This is a genomic window from Bacillus sp. FSL R5-0286 (assembly GCF_038593245.1).
Classification (GTDB): domain Bacteria; phylum Bacillota; class Bacilli; order Bacillales; family Bacillaceae; genus Bacillus; species Bacillus altitudinis.
The window spans coordinates 1,616,105-1,634,960 of the sequence record NZ_CP151977.1; the positions used below are offsets into that span (position 1 = coordinate 1,616,105).

Below are 18,856 nucleotides of genomic sequence, written 5' to 3' on the forward strand. Positions count from 1 at the left end.
CCGGCGGCAATTTCATATATTACTCAATCAGATTCAAATGACAGATGATGACCTCAGCCGTTACTTTGAAGAAGGCGAGATCGTCAAATTGACGGTGCATAAGGCGGCAAAAACGTGGCATTTCCATTTTAAATTTAAGGCGCTTTTGCCTTACAAAGTATATGCAATGTTTTTAAGCAGGCTGACAAATGCATTTTCTCATATCGCACAAGTCACTTGTACGATTGAAGTCAATGATCCGCACATATCTGAAGAGCTCGTTCAATCGTATTGGTCACATTGTGTGGAAGAGCTTCAAGGAATTTCTCCCCCAATCATCAGCTTGCTTCAACAGCAAAAACCAGCGCTGTCTGGACATAAGATCATCATCAAAACAAAAAGCGAAACTGAGGCTCTGGCCATCAAGAAGAAATATAGCCCAATGCTTCAGGCTGCATTTAAACAAGTTGGTTTTCCAGAACTTCAATTTGATACAGAAATTTTTGTATCAGATCAAGAGATTCAGAAGTTCAGAGAACAAAAACTTGCTGAAGATCAAGAAAGAGCCATGCAAGCCCTTGTTGAGATGGAGAAGAAGGAAAGTGAGGATCAAGAGGAAGCCCCTTCTGGCCCTCTGATGATTGGCTATCAAATCAAAGACAATGAAGAAATACGTACGCTTGATAGTATTATGGACGAAGAAAGACGAATCACCGTCCAAGGGTATGTGTTTGATGCAGAAACGCGCGAACTAAAAAGCGGCAGAACCCTTTGTATCTTTAAGATTACCGATTATACGAATAGTATTTTGATCAAAATGTTTGCGAGAGAAAAAGAAGATGCCCAGCTCATGAAATCCTTGAAAAAAGGGATGTGGGTCAAAGCAAGAGGAAGCATTCAAAACGATACGTTTGTGAGAGATCTTGTCATGATCGCAAATGACGTCAATGAAATGAAACCTCAGCTGAAAGAAGATACTGCACCAGAGGGAGAAAAGCGTGTTGAGCTTCATTTGCATTCGCCAATGAGCCAGATGGATGCTGTCACTGGCATCGGTAGACTTGTTGAACAAGCAAAAAAATGGGGGCATGAGGCCATTGCCCTGACAGATCACGCCGTTGTACAATCCTTTCCAGATGCGTATGCAGCAAGTAAAAAGCATGGCATCAAAATGATGTACGGGGTGGAAATCAATTTAGTCGATGACGGGGTACCGATTGCGTATAATCCAGAGCACCGCTTGTTAGAAGATGCGACGTTTGTCGTATTTGATGTTGAGACAACGGGACTCTCTGCTGTGTATGATACGATCATTGAGCTTGCAGCCGTGAAAATCAAAGGCGGAGAAATCATTGACCGCTTTGAGGCATTTGCAAACCCTCATCATCCGTTATCAGCGACAACCATTGAACTAACCGGTATCACGGATGACATGGTGAGAGATGCACCAGATGTGGTCGATGTTGTTCGGGATTTCAAAGAGTGGATTGGACAAGATATCCTTGTTGCTCACAATGCGAGCTTTGATATGGGCTTTTTAAATGCAGCATATAAGCGACTGTTAAAAACAGATAAAGCGTCAAACCCTGTCATTGATACACTAGAACTTGGCCGATTCCTTTATCCTGAATTTAAAAATCACCGGCTGAACACGCTGTGTAAAAAGTTCGATATTGAACTCACGCAGCATCACCGGGCGATTTATGATGCAGAAGCAACTGGTTACCTCATGCTGAAGATGCTAAAAGATGCGGCTGAAAAAGAGATTGCTTACCACGATCAATTAAATGAAAACATGGGGCAGTCCAATGCGTATCAGCGCTCACGTCCTTACCATGCAACCGTGATTGCACAAAATGAAACGGGTCTAAAGAATTTATTTAAGCTTGTTTCACTTTCTCATATTCATTATTTCTACCGCGTGCCGCGTATCCCTCGCTCACAGCTTGAGAAATATCGAGAAGGTTTAATTGTTGGGTCTGCTTGTGATAAGGGTGAAGTGTTTGAAGGGATGATGCAGAAGTCACCTGATGAGGTAGAAGACATTGCCGCATTTTACGACTATTTAGAAGTTCATCCGCCAGAAGTGTATCAGCATTTACTCCAGCTGGAGCTTGTTCGGGATGAACGTGCATTAAAAGAGATCATCACAAACATTGTGAAACTTGGTGAAAAACTGAATAAACCAGTCGTGGCGACTGGAAATGTGCACTACCTGCATCCAGAAGACAAAATTTATCGCAAAATCTTAATTTCATCACAAGGCGGGGCGAATCCGCTTAATCGTCATGAACTGCCAAAAGTTCATTTTAGAACAACTGATGAAATGCTAGAAGCCTTCTCTTTCCTTGGAGACGAAAAGGCGAAAGAGATTGTCGTGACGAATACGCATAAAGTATCTGAGATGGTCGAAAGTATTAAACCAATCAAAGACGATCTTTATACACCAAAAATCGAAGGTGCAGATGAAGAAATTCGGGAAATGAGCTATAACATGGCTCGTAGCATCTACGGTGACGATTTACCGAAAATTGTAGAAGACCGGATTGAGAAAGAATTAAAGAGTATTATTGGTCACGGTTTCGCTGTTATTTATTTAATTTCTCATAAGCTTGTTAAGAAATCACTTGATGATGGATATCTAGTTGGTTCAAGGGGATCAGTTGGTTCATCTCTCGTTGCGACATTAACAGAGATTACAGAAGTAAACCCGCTTGCGCCGCACTATGTATGTCCAAGTTGCAAGCACTCTGAGTTCTTTAATGATGGATCGGTTGGCTCAGGATTTGACCTTCCTGATAAAGACTGTCCTGAATGCGGGACGCCGTATAAAAAAGACGGACACGATATTCCGTTTGAAACGTTCTTAGGTTTTAAAGGAGATAAAGTGCCTGATATCGACTTGAACTTCTCAGGAGAATATCAGCCGATTGCCCATAACTATACGAAAGAGCTGTTTGGTGAAGAGTATGTATACCGTGCAGGTACAATCGGTACCGTTGCAGAAAAAACGGCATATGGTTATGTGAAAGGCTACGCAGGAGATCATAACCTTCATATGAGAGGTGCTGAAATTGACCGGCTCGTACAGGGCTGTACGGGCGTCAAACGGACAACAGGCCAACATCCAGGCGGTATTATCGTAGTGCCGGATTATATGGACATTTACGATTTCTCACCAATACAATATCCAGCAGATGCGACAGGTTCTGATTGGAAAACGACGCATTTTGATTTCCATTCAATCCATGATAACTTGCTGAAACTAGATATTCTTGGACACGATGATCCAACGGTCATTCGGATGCTTCAGGACTTGAGCGGAATTGATCCAAAAACGATTCCGACAGATGATCCTGAGGTCATGAAAATCTTCCAAGGAACGGAACCTCTCGGTGTCACAGAAGAACAAATTGGATGTAAAACGGGAACACTTGGGATCCCAGAGTTTGGCACAAGGTTTGTTCGTCAGATGCTTGAGGATACAAAACCGACCACCTTCTCGGAACTTGTTCAGATCTCTGGTCTATCTCACGGTACAGATGTATGGCTCGGCAACGCCCAAGAGCTGATTCATAATAAAACGTGTGAACTAAGCGAAGTGATTGGCTGTCGTGATGATATTATGGTCTATCTGATTTATCAAGGTTTAGAGCCGTCACTTGCCTTTAAAATCATGGAATCTGTTCGTAAAGGGAAGGGACTTCCTCCTGAATGGGAAGAAGAAATGAAGAATAATAACGTACCGAACTGGTACATTGATTCTTGTAAAAAGATTAAATACATGTTCCCTAAAGCCCACGCGGCTGCTTATGTATTAATGGCTGTTCGGATTGCTTATTTCAAGGTGCACCATGCACTTCTGTACTATGCGGCTTATTTTACCGTTCGTGCTGATGATTTTGATATCGAAACGATGACAAAAGGATCGAATGCGATTCGAGCGGTCATGGACGATATTAACTCAAAAGGTCTTGATGCATCACCGAAAGAGAAGAACCTATTAACTGTACTAGAGCTTGCACTTGAAATGTGTGAAAGAGGCTATCACTTTAAAAAAGTAGACCTATACCGATCAAGTGCCACTGAGTTTATCATTGATGGAGACGGGCTAATCCCGCCATTCAACTCCATCCCTGGACTCGGAACAAACGTTGCGTTAAATATTGTACGCGCACGCCAAGATGGTGAATTCCTTTCAAAAGAAGATTTACAAAAACGAGGAAAAGTGTCTAAGACCATCCTTGAGTATTTGGATCGTCAAGGCTGCTTAGAAGCACTTCCTGATCAAAACCAGCTTTCTTTGTTCTAATGTGAAAAATGAAGAGCGCCCTTAAAGGGCGTTCTTTTTTGTATATACAATAATATTATTATGTTAACTAAATATTTTAACTGGAATTATTTTCTTGTTGGTTCATATATCTTGATTTAACGTCGTGTTTTGAGAGAAGAGATGTATGTCATTCTTTCTACCCAAATAGAGCAAAAAAGAGAATTTAGCCGTCTGAAATGTTCTCATACGACATATGATCATTTTGGGTACAGTCACATGAAGAATCAGGAGAAAACCCTCGGTGAGCGTCAAGCTGATGGCTGTTTACTATGCACATTTTTGAAACACGCTTGATTCTTTTCAACACTGTACAAAACACGAACGGAATAACAAGGAGGTGGTCATTTCTTGTTCAATGTTTCACGTTTAAGAAAAATGAAGGGGTGAGAAGTAGGTACATGTCAGATTACAACTATGTAGAGGTGCTTCAAAAATCCATTTTGTTTTACGAAGCCCAGCGTTCCGGAAAGCTTCCTGAAAGCAATCGTCTTAACTGGCGAGGGGATTCTGGACTAGAGGATGGGAAAGATGTTGGTCATGATTTAACAGGCGGCTGGTACGATGCTGGTGATCATGTGAAGTTCGGACTTCCGATGGCTTACTCGGCAGCCGTGCTTGCATGGACAGTCTATGAGTACCGAGAAGCTTACGAAGAGGCAGAGCTGCTTGATGATATATTAGATCAAATCAAGTGGGCAACCGATTATTTTTTGAAAGCCCATACAGGTCCAAATGAATTTTGGGCACAAGTAGGCGATGGGAACGCAGATCATGGCTGGTGGGGTCCAGCAGAAGTGATGCCGATGAACCGGCCAGCATTTAAAATTGATGAACATTGTCCAGGAACAGAAGTAGCCGCCCAAACCGCAGCCGCTTTAGCAGCGGGTTCAATTATTTTTAAAGAAACTGATGCGCCTTATGCAGCAAAGCTTCTCACCCATGCAAAGCAGCTTTATGCATTTGCTGACCAATATCGCGGTGAGTATACAGATTGTGTCACCAATGCGCAGCCATTTTATAACTCTTGGAGCGGCTATATTGATGAGCTCATTTGGGGGGGAATATGGCTGTACTTGGCGACAAATGACCAGACCTATTTAAACAAAGCACTAAAAGCAGTAGAAGAATGGCCGAAGGATTGGGACTATACGTTTACGATGTCGTGGGACAATACCTTTTTTGCTTCGCAAATTTTACTTGCGAGAATCACAAAGGAGAAAAGGTTTATCGAATCGACGGAGCGTAATCTCGATTACTGGTCGACGGGTTTTGTTCAAAATGGAAAAGTAGAAAGAATCACTTATACGCCTGGCGGACTAGCGTGGTTAGATCAATGGGGTTCACTTCGTTATACAGCAAATGCTGCATTTTTAGCGTTTGTGTACGCAGATTGGGTCTCTGATCAAGAAAAAAAGAATCGTTACCAAACGTTTGCGATCAGGCAAACACACTATATGTTAGGGGATAATCCGCAAAATAGAAGCTATGTCGTTGGGTTTGGCAAAAATCCGCCGATGCATCCACACCATCGAACTGCACATGGCTCATGGTCTAATCAGCTGACAACTCCTTCTTCTCATCGGCACACGCTTTATGGAGCGCTTGTTGGGGGGCCTAATGCACAGGATCAGTATACCGATGACATCTCTGACTATGTATCAAACGAGGTAGCAACAGACTATAATGCCGCCTTTACTGGAAATGTAGCCAAAATGGTGCAGCTGTTTGGTCAGGGGCAGTCAAAGCTGCCGAATTTTCCGCCTAAAGAAAAAGTGGAAGATGAGTTTTTTGTAGAGGCAGCTGTCATGAGTAACGATACAACATCTACTCAGATCAAAGCCATTCTATACAATCGATCAGGCTGGCCGGCAAGAAGTAGTCAATCACTTTCTTTTAGATATTATGTCAATCTAAGCGAGATATTTGCGAAGGGATTCACTGATAAAGATATTCAAGTGACAGCTGTCTACAATGAAGGCGCTTCCTTATCTCCGTTAACGGTGTATGACGCATCATCCCATATCTATTTTACAGAAATCGATTTTACTGGCGTAGCTATTTTTCCAGGAGGCGAATCGCTTCATAAGAAGGAAATACAGTTCCGGTTATCTGCGCCAAATGGTGCGAATATATGGGATGCCTCAAATGATTATTCCTTTCAAGGATTAACATCCAATATGCAAAAAACAACGAGAATTCCTGTTTTTGATCAAGGTGTTTTAGTATTTGGTACGCTTCCGAATAAATAAATATAAAGGGTGAGGACATGACAAATAAAGAACGGTTTTTAACACTTTATCATCAAATGAAAAACGAGACGAATGGATATTTTTCAAAAGAAGGCATTCCGTATCATTCCGTTGAGACACTCATTTGTGAGGCACCTGATTACGGGCATATGACAACTTCAGAAGCTTACAGCTATTGGTTATGGCTTGAAGCATTGTATGGTCACTACACAGGCGATTGGAGCAAACTAGAAGCGGCTTGGGATAATATGGAGAAGTTTATCATTCCAGTAAACGAAGATGGACATGACGAACAGCCGCATATGAGTTCTTACAATCCATCCAGCCCAGCCACATACGCTTCAGAAAAACCATATCCAGATCAATATCCGAGTCAGTTGACGGGTGCTCGCCCTGCTGGTCAAGATCCAATTGATCATGAACTGAGGTCAACTTACGGAACGAATGAAACGTATTTAATGCACTGGCTTCTTGATGTAGACAACTGGTATGAATATGGGAATTTGCTCAACCCATCACATACTGCTGCATATGTAAACACATTTCAGCGGGGTCCGCAAGAATCCGTATGGGAGGCCATCCCTCATCCATCACAAGATGATAAAACAGCCGGAAAGCCCAATGAAGGTTTCATGAGTTTGTTCACAAAAGAAAATCAAGCGCCCGCCGCCCAGTGGCGCTATACAAATGCGACGGATGCTGATGCGCGTGCAATACAGGCGATGTATTGGGCAAAGGAACTTGGCTATAATGGGTCAGTCTATCTTGATAAAGCGAAAAAAATGGGTGATTTCCTTCGTTACGGAATGTACGATAAATATTTTCAAACAATTGGAAGCGGCAAGCAAGGTAATCCGTATCCTGGAAATGGGAAAAGTGCATGTCATCACTTAATGGCGTGGTACACCTCTTGGGGCGGGGGACTTGGAGAATATGCGAATTGGTCATGGCGTATCGGTGCGAGCCATTGTCATCAAGGGTATCAAAACCCAGTCGCTGCCTACGCTTTATCCTCAGATAAGGGAGGCTTAAAGCCATCGTCACCGACTGCTGCAAGTGATTGGGAAAAGACGTTAAAGAGACAGCTTGAATTTTACGTCTGGCTTCAATCAAAAGAGGGAGCGATTGCAGGAGGTGCTACCAACAGCTGGAATGGAGACTATAGCGCTTATCCAGCAGGAAGAAGTACATTTTATGATATGGCTTATGAAGATGCGCCTGTTTACCATGATCCTCCGTCCAATAATTGGTTTGGAATGCAAGCATGGCCGATTGAGCGTGTAGCAGAGCTTTATTATATCTTTGCAAAAGATGGCGACAAAACATCTGAAAATTTCCAAATGGCCAAATCTGTCATCACAAAATGGGTCAACTATTCACTAGATTATATTTTTATTGGCACTCGTCCTGTGTCGGATCAAGATGGGTATTTTTTAGATGGTCAGGGTCAAAGGATTCTAGGGGGGACAAATGTTGCTGTTGCTACGACGAGTGCACCGGGAGAGTTTTGGATTCCTGGGAATATAGAATGGAGCGGCCAGCCTGACACTTGGAGCGGGTTCCAATCTGCAACAGGTAATCCAAATTTAACGGCAGTTACAAAAGATCCTACTCAAGATACTGGTGTACTGGGCAGTTTAATCAAAGCACTCACATTCTTTGCTGCTGCAACACAGAAAGAGACAGGAAACTACACAGCACTTGGCATAAGAGCAAAAGAGACAGCGGCACAACTCCTTGAGGTTGCTTGGAATTACAATGATGGTGTAGGGATTGTGACAGAGGAAGACAGAGAAGACTACCACCGTTTCTTTAAAAAAGAAGTGTACTTCCCAAATGGCTGGAACGGAACATTTGGTCAAGGAAATCAGATCCCTGGTTCCAGCACCATTCCTTCTGACCCGCAACGAGGAGGTAACGGAGTGTATACGAGCTTTGCAGATCTTCGTCCGAAAATCAAGCAAGATCCAGCTTGGTCAGCCCTGGAGAGTAAATATCAATCATCTTTTAATGAAGCAACAGGCAAATGGGAAAACGGAGCGCCAAGTTTCACCTATCACCGTTTCTGGTCGCAAGTTGATATGGCTACAGCTTATGCAGAATACCATCGTCTCATAAACGAATAGAACCTAGTGCAGCTGCCGGCTTTTTTAGCCGGCGGTTTCCTAATAAGATAAATGAAATGAAAGCAAAGGTGATGTCATCATGGTTAATAAGAAAGAATTTATGAATCATTCATCGAATGGCGGATCACAGGAACAAGAAAATCAAAGCTGGAGAAAAGAAGCAAATAATCGAATCTTACAACATAGACAAAGAGAGCTTGTCATAAACGTCATCAATAAGGAACAAAAGCCAGTTGCCGGAATAGAGGTGGAAATAAAACAAATCAGACATGAATTTGCATTTGGTTCAGCAATGAATGACCAAGTACTATTCAATCAAACGTATGCTGATTTTTTTGTTCAACATTTTAATTGGGCTGTGTTTGAAAATGAGGCAAAATGGTATGCAAATGAGCCCGAAAGAGGGAAAATAACCTACGAAAAAGCAGATGCCATGCTGAATTTTGCCAATAGACACCAAATTCCAGTGAGGGGGCACGCCTTATTTTGGGAGGTAGAGGATGCCAATCCAAACTGGCTGAAGTCGTTACCGAATCACGAAGTATATGAAGCCATGAAAAGGCGGCTTGAGCATGCAGGGAATCATTTCAAAGGGAAATTCCGTCATTGGGATGTAAACAACGAAATGATGCATGGTTCATTTTTTAAAGACCGGTTTGGGAAACAGATTTGGAAATGGATGTATGAAGAAACGAAAAAAATTGATCCTCAAGCCTTGCTGTTTGTCAATGATTATAATGTAATCTCATACGGCGAACATCACGCATATAAAGCACATATCAATGAACTTCGTCAGTTGGGGGCACCAGTTGAGGCCATTGGAGTTCAAGGTCATTTTGAAGATCGAGTGGATCCAGTCGTTGTAAAACAAAGACTAGATGTGCTTGCTGAGCTTGGTCTACCGATATGGGTGACAGAGTATGACTCTGTTCATCCGGATGCCAATAGACGAGCGGATAACTTAGAAGCTTTATATCGGGTTGCCTTTAGTCATCCAGCCGTAAAAGGTGTGCTGATGTGGGGATTTTGGGCGGGTGCTCATTGGAGAGGTGAGCACGCAGCCATCGTGAATCATGATTGGTCGTTAAATGAAGCAGGCAGGCGTTATGAAAAGCTACTACAGGAGTGGACGACACAAAGAGTGGAAAAAACAGATGCGAATGGCCAAGTGACATGTCCAGCGTTTCACGGGACGTATGAGGTTCGAATTGGTGAAGAAAGTAAAATGTTGCAGCAGCAGACGATGGAACTTGATTCAACTAAACAAACACCGCTTCAACTAGATATCATCGTACCAGTAGAATAAGAGATTGTGAGGAGGAGAATGGAATGAAAAAATGGGTTCAACGAGTGGCTTGTTTTATGCTGCTGATCACTTTATGGGCGGGTTGGTTCACTCTGACTGTAAAGGCCTCCTCCTATGTGCAAACATCTGGTACACATTTTGTATTGAACAACCACCCATTTTACTTTGCTGGCACAAATAATTATTATTTCCATTACAAATCAAAAAAGATGGTAGATGCTGTTTTTGACGATATGAAGGCAATGGATTTAAAGGTTATTCGTATTTGGGGATTTCACGATGGTACCCCTCAAGAAAACTCAGTCTTACAATCTCGTCCAGGTGTTTATGAAGAATCCGGTTTTCAAAAACTAGACTATGCGATTTATAAAGCAGGGCAGGAAGGAATCAAGCTGGTCATCCCACTCGTGAACAATTGGGATGACTTTGGCGGGATGAATCAATATGTGAAGTGGTTTCAGGCAGGATCACATGATCACTTTTATACAGATTCTCGGATTAAAACAGCTTACAAAAACTATGTGCGCTATGTATTAGAGAGAACCAATACGTACTCAGGTGTTCAATATAAAGATGATCCTGCTATTATGACATGGGAGCTCGCCAATGAGCCGCGCGCTCAGTCAGACCCTTCGGGAGATATACTAGTAAACTGGGCAGATGAAATGAGTGCATGGATCAAATCAATTGACTCGAATCACCTTGTTGCAGTAGGAGACGAAGGGTTCTTTCGCATGACAGGTCATGACGATTGGTTTTACAATGGGGGAGAAGGTGTTGATTGGGATCGTTTGACTGCTCTCCCTCATATTGATTATGGAACCTATCATTTATACCCGGATCACTGGAATCAGTCTGCTGCATGGGGAGTGAAATGGATAAAAGATCATATCACCCGAGGAAACGCAATTGGCAAACCTGTTGTATTAGAAGAGTTTGGCTATCAAAATCAAGCAGCCCGTCCTGATGTATATGATAGCTGGCTGAAAACAGTTGAACAGCTCGGAGGCGCAGGTAGCCAATTTTGGATTTTAACAAGCATTCAAGACGATGATTCCCTCTACCCGGATTATGACGGGTTTCGAGTTTTAAAGGAGAGCCGGGAGGCAGGAATCATTCGTGAACACGCCAAAAGAATGAATGAAAAGAACTGATGAAGAATGCCTGTTTATAAGGAACTTCATTTGCATAAAAAAATTGGATATGGTATAGTTTTTATGGAAATGCTAACGATTACCGAGACAAGAGTGGGGAAACCCGCTCTTTTGTATTGAACAGGCAATTTTTGTCTCGACATTATTCATCCGTTTTCTGCTCCCCCTGCTCACAATAAAGCAGGGTTTTTATGCAGAATGATTGATAAGAGCGTTTATCGAAAGCACAAGGAGGAAGAGAATGAGCAAAAAAGTAGTGGACATCGTAAGCGACATGGTACAGCCAATTTTAGATGGCTTACAGCTTGAACTCGTTGATGTTGAATTTGTCAAAGAGGGTCAAAACTGGTTCCTTCGCGTATTTATTGACTCTGACAAAGGCGTCGATATCGAGGAGTGTGCCAAAGTGAGCGAAGCCTTGAGCGAAAAGCTTGATGAGGCAGATCCAATTAGCCAAAACTACTTTCTTGAAGTGTCCTCTCCTGGAGCGGAGCGCCCATTAAAGAAAAAAGCTGATTTTGAAAAAGCACTTGGAAAAAATGTTTTCATGAAAACATACGAACCAATTGATGGTGAAAAGGCATTTGAAGGTGAGCTTACAAGCTTTGATGGTGAGATTGCAACAGTGACAGTGAAGATCAAGACAAGAAAGAAAGAGATCAATATTCCATACGAAAAAATTGCTAACGCAAGATTAGCAGTTTCGTTCAATTAACCTTTTCATTGATATAAGGGGGAACCATAAAAATGAGTAGTGAGTTGTTAGATGCCCTGACTGTTCTTGAGAAAGAGAAGGGCATTAGTAAAGAAATTATTATTGAAGCGATAGAAGCTGCACTCATTTCTGCATACAAGCGTAATTTTAACCAAGCACAAAATGTGCGTGTTGATTTAAACCGTGAAACGGGAACGATTCGCGTATTCGCAAGAAAAGATGTTGTAGATGAAGTGTATGATTCTCGCCTTGAAATCTCTGTAGATGATGCAGCAAATATCAACCCAAATTACATGGTTGGTGACGTGGTTGAAATTGAAGTCACACCAAAAGATTTCGGACGCATTGCAGCTCAGACAGCGAAACAAGTCGTGACGCAGCGAGTGAGAGAAGCAGAGCGAGGTGTGATTTACACTGAGTTTATCGATCGTGAGGAAGACATCATGACGGGAATCGTTCAGCGAATTGACAGTAAATTCATTTACGTGTCACTTGGCAAAATCGAAGCCCTTCTTCCGGTCAATGAACAAATGCCAAATGAGGACTACAAACCACATGACCGCATTAAAGTGTTTATTACGAAAGTAGAAAAAACAACAAAAGGACCACAAATTTATGTATCAAGAACACACCCAGGTCTTTTAAAGCGTTTATTTGAAATCGAAGTGCCAGAAATTTATGATGGTACTGTAGAGCTTAAATCTGTCGCTAGAGAAGCTGGGGACCGTTCTAAAATATCTGTTCGTACAGATGATCCTGATGTTGATCCAGTTGGTTCTTGTGTTGGACCTAAAGGTCAGCGTGTACAAGCAATTGTCAATGAGCTGAAAGGCGAAAAAATTGACATTGTTCATTGGTCTAATGACCCGGTTGAATTTGTTGCCAATGCGTTAAGTCCATCAAAAGTTCTTGATGTCATTGTAAATGAAGAAGATAAGGCGACAACTGTCATTGTCCCTGATTATCAGCTGTCATTAGCCATTGGCAAAAGAGGTCAAAATGCGCGTCTTGCAGCGAAATTAACGAGCTGGAAGATTGACATTAAAAGCGAAACAGATGCAAGAGAACTCGGTATTTTCCCAAGAACTGAAGACTCTGAATCTCTTTTCTTAGAGGCTGAACCAGTAGCTGAGGAATCTGACGAATAAGAGGTGATATAAAAGGTGAAAAGCCGAAAAAAAATCCCGCTTAGAAAATGCGTCGTGACGGGAGAAATGAAACCAAAGAAAGAACTGATTCGCGTTGTTCGTTCAAAAGAAGGTGAAGTGTCTGTTGACGCAACCGGAAAAATGAACGGGCGCGGCGCTTACCTTTCTCTCGATAAAGAAACCATTCTTGCGGCGAAGAACAAACGTAGTTTACAGCAGCAATTTCAGACACAGATTGACGAACACATTTTTGAAGAATTACTAGAACTAGCTGAAAAGGTGAAAAAACCTAATGACTGAATCTGAATGGTATCCTTTGCTTGGTCTAGCAAATCGAGCTCGTAAAGTCGTGTCAGGAGAAGATCTGGTGATCAAAGAAATTAGACATGCGCGTGCTAAGCTGGTTCTTCTTGCAGCAGATGCCTCATCCAACACAGAGAAAAAGGTATCTGACAAATGCAAATTTTACAATGTTCCGGTTAGAAAAGTTGAAGACCGTTCCGTTCTCGGACGTTCTATTGGGAAGGAAGCTCGCGTAGTTGTCGCTGTCACTGACCAAGGCTTCGCTAAGAAGCTCATAAGCTTGCTCGATTAATTTATTTGGGGGTGAACGAATGGCTAAAGTGAGAGTATATGAATACGCAAAAGCCATAGATGTTTCAAGTAAAGATATTATAGCAGCGCTTAAGGATATGAACGTGGAAGTGAACAACCACATGGCGACGCTTGAAGACGATACTGTGAAAAAGCTAGACGCTATCTATAAAAAAGCCAAAGCAAAAGAGACAGCTAACGAGAAACCCGCAGAACAAAAAAAACAATCATCTAACAAAAACAATGATAGAAAGAAGAATGACGTGCAGAATAATCAATTTAATAAAAACAAAAAAAACAACAACCAAAACAAAAACAAAAATAAACGTGGCGGCAACAACAAGGCGCAGCATCAGCAAGCAAGACCTGTGAAGCCGAAAAAAGAGCTTCCTGAAAAAATTGAATTTACAAATTCAATGACAGTCGGCCAGCTTGCTGACGAGCTTGGCAAAGAAACTGCTGAAATCATCAAAAAACTGATGATGCTTGGTGTCATGGCTACGATCAACCAAGAGCTCGACAAAGATACAGTTGAATTAATTGCTTCTGAATATGGTGTTCCAGTAGAAGAAGTGATCATTTTAGAAGAAACTGAACTTGAAAAGTATGAAGTTGAAGATAAAGAAGAAGATATGCAAGTACGCCCTCCAGTAGTAACGATCATGGGACACGTTGACCACGGAAAAACAACGCTTCTTGACAGCATTCGTAAAACGAAAGTTGTTGAAGGCGAAGCGGGTGGAATTACGCAGCATATTGGTGCATACCAAATTGAAGAAAACGGCAAGAAAATCACGTTCCTTGATACACCAGGACACGCAGCTTTCACTACGATGCGAGCACGTGGTGCTGAAGTAACAGATACGACGATCTTGGTCGTTGCAGCAGATGACGGTGTCATGCCGCAAACGATTGAAGCAATCAACCACGCAAAAGCGGCAGAGGTGCCAATCATTGTGGCTGTCAATAAAATTGACAAACCAACAGCGAACCCTGACCGCGTGATGCAGGAATTAACTGAGCATGGTCTTGTACCTGAGGCTTGGGGCGGCGAAACCATTTTCGTTCCTTTATCTGCAAAAACAGGTGAAGGCATTGACGAATTGATCGAAATGATCCTTCTTGTCAGCGAAGTTGCAGAACTAAAAGCCAACCCAAATCGTGCGGCAAAAGGGACTGTCATCGAGGCTGAGCTTGATAAAGGAAGAGGTTCTGTTGCAACCCTTCTCGTTCAAACTGGTACACTTCAAGTAGGTGACCCAATCGTTGTCGGAAATACATTTGGGCGTGTACGTGCAATGGTCAATGACATCGGACGCCGCGTGAAAACAGCAGGACCATCTACACCTGTTGAAATCACTGGTTTAAATGATGTACCACATGCAGGGGATCAGTTCCTCGTATTCAAAGATGAAAAAACAGCTCGTCAAGTCGGTGAGGCGCGTGCGTCTAAACAACTTGATGAACAGCGTTCAGACAAAGCGAAATTATCTCTCGATGACCTATTTGAGCAAATCAAACAAGGTGATGTGAAAGATATCAACTTAATCGTAAAAGCAGACGTACAAGGTTCTGCTGAAGCACTGACGGCAGCTCTTCAAAAAATTGAAGTAGAAGGCGTCAAAGTGAAAATCATCCATACGGGTGTTGGAGCGATTACAGAATCTGATATCATTTTAGCAAGTGCTTCTAATGCGATTGTGATCGGATTTAACGTACGTCCTGATGGCAATGCGAAGAGCACAGCTGAAACAGAAAACGTAGATATCCGCTTACACCGCATCATCTACAAAGTCATCGATGAAATTGAAGCTGCGATGAAAGGGATGCTTGACCCTGAATATGAAGAAAAAGTCATCGGTCAAGTTGAAGTTCGTCAAACGTTCAAAGTATCAAAAATCGGTACAATTGCTGGTGGCTATGTCACTGAAGGTACCATTACTAGAGACAGTGGTATCCGCTTAATTCGTGATGGCGTCGTCATCTTTGAAGGTGAAGTCGACGTATTAAAACGATTCAAAGACGATGTGAAAGAAGTTTCACAAGGCTATGAATGTGGTATTACCATTAAGAAATACAATGATATCCGTGAAGGTGATGTCATGGAATCATTCGTTATGCAAGAAATCGAAAGAAAATGATCGGTTATACCGAGTGTGAGTGTATGATCTATGATGCATCCTCACTGAAGGAAAAACGTGCGGTTCTGCAGCGTATCATGACAAGAACACGCCATAAATTCAATGTGACCATTGCTGAAATGGATTATCAGGATACATGGCAGCGTACTTCGATCGGAATCGCCGTCATTTCCTCCTCCCGGGTTCAAGTGGAAAAGGAACTTCAGCGTGTGTTAAGCTTTATTGATTCTTTTCCTGAAATTGAACGAACGATCACGAAAACTGAATGGTTTTAACTAGAGGTGATAAGATCATGAGTATGAGAGCAACCCGTGTGGGTGAGCAAATGAAAAAAGAATTGGGCGACATCCTAGGCAGAAAGCTAAAAGATCCAAGAATCGGCTTTTTGACTGTAACGGATGTCGAAGTATCCGGTGATTTGCAAATTGCCAAAGTCTACATTTCTGTTCTTGGCGACGAGAAGAAAAGAGAGGAAACCTTAAAAGGCCTTGCAAAGGCGAAAGGGTATATCCGCTCTGAAATTGGCAATCGAATCAGACTTCGCAAAACACCAGAGCTTCACTTTGAATTCGATGAGTCTGTAGATTACGGTAACCGAATTGAAAGCCTGATTGCTGAACTAAACACAAAAGATCACGAATAAGACGTTGAAATAAGGATAGGCGATGATCGTCTGTCCTTTTTCATCGTTTATGAAAGGAGAGAACGCAGGTGCAAAACGGTGTTCTTTTATTACATAAAGAAAGAGGCATGACCTCTCACGACTGTGTGTTTAAAGTGAGAAAGATTTTACACACAAAAAAAGTGGGACATACAGGGACACTCGATCCAGAGGTTTCAGGTGTTCTGCCTATTTGTATTGGACGAGCGACAAAAATTGTGGAGTACTTAACAGATAAATCGAAAACGTATGATGCGGAAATCACCATTGGATTTTCTACAACGACAGAAGACCAAACAGGTGAAGTAGTAGAAGAAAAAAAGGTGCCGGTACCGATGTCAGAAGATGACATTGATGCTGCGTTGACACAATTTGAAGGAACCATTGAACAGATCCCCCCCATGTTTTCTGCTGTCAAAATTGGCGGAAAAAAGCTCTATGAATATGCAAGGCAAGGCATTGAAATTGAACGTCCAAGCCGTGAAATTACCATTCACCGCATCGAGCGGACAACACCTGTCACATTTGAAAATGGAAAGGTATCCTTTAGATTCACCGTCCTGTGTTCAAAAGGCACATATGTGAGAACGTTAGCCGTCGATATTGGAAAAAAACTTGGGTTTCCAGCCCACATGTCTCACCTCATTCGCATAGGATCTGGTGACTTTACGTTAGATGAATGTATCACTCTTGATGAGTTGCGGGAGATCAGCGAGGAAGGAACGGTTGAGGAACATCTTGTGCCGATCGAGCGTGCGCTCAATCATTTGCCGAAATGGGAGATAAATGATACATTAGCAAGTAAAGTGGAAAACGGTGCAGTCCTACCTATGCCTGATGAATTTGCTCATTTTGCAGAGGAAGATCGTGTCGCTGTCTTTGCTCCTTCAGGCCGTTGTATGGCGATTTATATGAAGCACCCGACCAAACAGAACCTGATGAAGCCGGCGAAGATTTTATCACAGGACAAGCAATCTTAAAGAAAAGGTGACCATCTCGTGAAGACTATACATATTTCACACCCACATACATTGAATCAAAAGGATCAAGTCCCGTCTGTGATGGCTTTAGGGTATTTTGACGGTGTTCACCTCGGACACCAAAAAGTGATTGATGCAGCGAAAAACATTGCCGAAAAAGAGGGTTTAGCTCTAGCTGTCATGACTTTTCATCCGCATCCATCACATGTTCTGCAAAAAGCACGTGAACCAAAAGACTTAATTACACCGCTTGAGGATAAGATTGATTTTATCGAACAATTAGGTGCTGACTACTTATACATTGTGCAATTCAGCGAAAGCTTTGCAGCACTGTCTCCTCAAGAGTTTGTCGATCAATATTTGGACGAACTGAATGTGGAGCATGCAGTCGCTGGTTTCGATTTTACCTTCGGCCGGTTTGGTGCAGGCACAATGGAAACGTTTGACGAATACGGGAAAGGGCGGATTGCTGCGACCATTGTACCTAAGCTTTCCAACCAAGACCGGAAAGTCAGCTCGACCCTTATACGTTCCGCATTGAAAAATGGAGACGTTGAATATGTGAGTGAGCTTTTAGGGAAACCGTATCAGCTGCGCGGCATTGTGATTCATGGAGATAAACGAGGACGCACGATTGGCTTTCCAACCGCCAATGTTGGTTTATCTGCTGAATACATCATCCCGCCAACAGGCGTATATGCAGTGAGAGCACAAGTGAAAGGCAAGGTGTATGACGGTGTTTGTAACGTTGGCTACAAACCAACATTTTACGAAAAACGTCCTGATCAGCCTGCGATTGAAGTGAACCTTTTTGATTTTAACGAAGAAATTTATGGTGAACCGATTAAATTACAGTGGTACAAACGGATTCGCAGTGAACAAAAATTTAACGGTATCCAAGAATTAACGGCTCAAATTAGTCAAGATAAAGAAGAAGCGATTCAGTTTTTTCAAGATCATCTTCATTAAACAAAAAAATCGCAGAAAAACCGCTCTATCATTTGCAAAATCGGCATATTTTTAGTATGATAATTCCTGTAGCTTTAAAACCACTTACTTGGCAGGCCGACTTCACCGACGGTTGCGAGGTAGATGGGGCTAACATGATTTGGAGGTGAAACAGGATGGCTATTACTCAAGAGCGTAAAACTCAATTAATTAATGAGTTCAAAACACACGAATCTGATACTGGATCTCCAGAAGTTCAGATCGCTGTCCTAACAGAATCAATTAACAACTTGAACGAGCATTTACGTACTCATAAGAAAGATCACCACTCACGTCGCGGTCTTTTGAAAATGGTAGGTAGACGTCGTAATCTTCTTACGTATCTACGTAATAAAGACGTAACTCGTTACCGTGAGTTAATTAACAAACTAGGCTTACGTCGATAATCGTAAAAAGCGGGAGGATTCCCGCTTTTTTATCGTATAATCACTAATATTTTATGGTTAAAATGTTGAAAGAATG

At 42.2% G+C, this 18,856-nt stretch carries 15 protein-coding genes; all 15 read left to right on the forward strand.

Translation table 11 applies throughout. The annotated features are described in order from the left end of the window. The first annotated feature begins 37 nt into the window (after positions 1-37). A complete protein-coding gene (locus NST24_RS08210) occupies positions 38-4,291 on the forward strand; it encodes a PolC-type DNA polymerase III (RefSeq protein ID WP_282747424.1) in 4,254 nt (1,417 codons plus the stop codon). Between the two features lie 419 nt (positions 4,292-4,710). Beyond that, entirely contained in the window at positions 4,711-6,561 is a 1,851-nt protein-coding gene (locus NST24_RS08215; RefSeq protein WP_342462517.1) for a glycoside hydrolase family 9 protein, read from the forward strand. A gap of 17 nt (positions 6,562-6,578) precedes the next feature. Further along, a complete protein-coding gene (locus NST24_RS08220; protein WP_268374173.1) occupies positions 6,579-8,687 on the forward strand; it encodes a glycoside hydrolase family 48 protein in 2,109 nt (702 codons plus the stop codon). A 79-nt stretch (positions 8,688-8,766) separates the two neighbouring features. After that, the gene (locus NST24_RS08225; protein WP_342462518.1) at positions 8,767-9,993 is read left to right on the forward strand and encodes an endo-1,4-beta-xylanase; all 1,227 of its coding nucleotides are present in this window, start codon (positions 8,767-8,769) and stop codon (positions 9,991-9,993) included. 23 nt (positions 9,994-10,016) lie between these two features. Continuing rightward, positions 10,017-11,147, forward strand: coding sequence for a glycoside hydrolase (locus tag NST24_RS08230; RefSeq protein ID WP_342462519.1), 1,131 nt, complete (start codon positions 10,017-10,019; stop codon positions 11,145-11,147). A 241-nt stretch (positions 11,148-11,388) separates the two neighbouring features. Beyond that, a complete protein-coding gene (rimP, locus tag NST24_RS08235; protein ID WP_008344744.1) occupies positions 11,389-11,862 on the forward strand; it encodes a ribosome maturation factor RimP in 474 nt (157 codons plus the stop codon). A 32-nt stretch (positions 11,863-11,894) separates the two neighbouring features. After that, a complete protein-coding gene (gene nusA, locus NST24_RS08240) occupies positions 11,895-13,010 on the forward strand; it encodes a transcription termination factor NusA (RefSeq protein ID WP_007499530.1) in 1,116 nt (371 codons plus the stop codon). Positions 13,011-13,025: 15 nt separating this feature from the next. Further along, a complete protein-coding gene (locus tag NST24_RS08245; RefSeq protein WP_008344742.1) occupies positions 13,026-13,310 on the forward strand; it encodes a YlxR family protein in 285 nt (94 codons plus the stop codon). Then, positions 13,303-13,605 (forward strand): YlxQ family RNA-binding protein, encoded by a 303-nt coding sequence (locus NST24_RS08250; protein WP_007499528.1) that lies wholly within the window; start codon positions 13,303-13,305, stop codon positions 13,603-13,605. Before NST24_RS08245 ends, NST24_RS08250 begins: the two co-directional genes overlap by 8 nt. Before the next feature lie 19 nt (positions 13,606-13,624). Continuing rightward, positions 13,625-15,745 (forward strand): translation initiation factor IF-2, encoded by a 2,121-nt coding sequence (gene infB, locus NST24_RS08255; RefSeq protein ID WP_007499526.1) that lies wholly within the window; start codon positions 13,625-13,627, stop codon positions 15,743-15,745. Beyond that, on the forward strand, positions 15,742-16,020 hold the full coding sequence (locus tag NST24_RS08260; protein WP_017359071.1) for a DUF503 domain-containing protein: 279 nt from the start codon (positions 15,742-15,744) through the stop codon (positions 16,018-16,020). Before infB ends, NST24_RS08260 begins: the two co-directional genes overlap by 4 nt. 17 nt (positions 16,021-16,037) lie before the next feature. Further along, complete coding sequence (rbfA, locus tag NST24_RS08265; protein ID WP_007499525.1) at positions 16,038-16,388, forward strand: 30S ribosome-binding factor RbfA; 351 nt, start codon at positions 16,038-16,040, stop codon at positions 16,386-16,388. Between the two features lie 68 nt (positions 16,389-16,456). Further along, the gene (truB, locus tag NST24_RS08270; protein WP_110487240.1) at positions 16,457-17,386 is read left to right on the forward strand and encodes a tRNA pseudouridine(55) synthase TruB; all 930 of its coding nucleotides are present in this window, start codon (positions 16,457-16,459) and stop codon (positions 17,384-17,386) included. A gap of 18 nt (positions 17,387-17,404) precedes the next feature. Next, positions 17,405-18,355, forward strand: coding sequence for a bifunctional riboflavin kinase/FAD synthetase (gene ribF, locus NST24_RS08275; protein WP_342462520.1), 951 nt, complete (start codon positions 17,405-17,407; stop codon positions 18,353-18,355). A gap of 155 nt (positions 18,356-18,510) precedes the next feature. Further along, the gene (rpsO, locus tag NST24_RS08280) at positions 18,511-18,780 is read left to right on the forward strand and encodes a 30S ribosomal protein S15 (RefSeq protein ID WP_008354438.1); all 270 of its coding nucleotides are present in this window, start codon (positions 18,511-18,513) and stop codon (positions 18,778-18,780) included. The last annotated feature ends 76 nt before the right edge of the window (positions 18,781-18,856 follow it).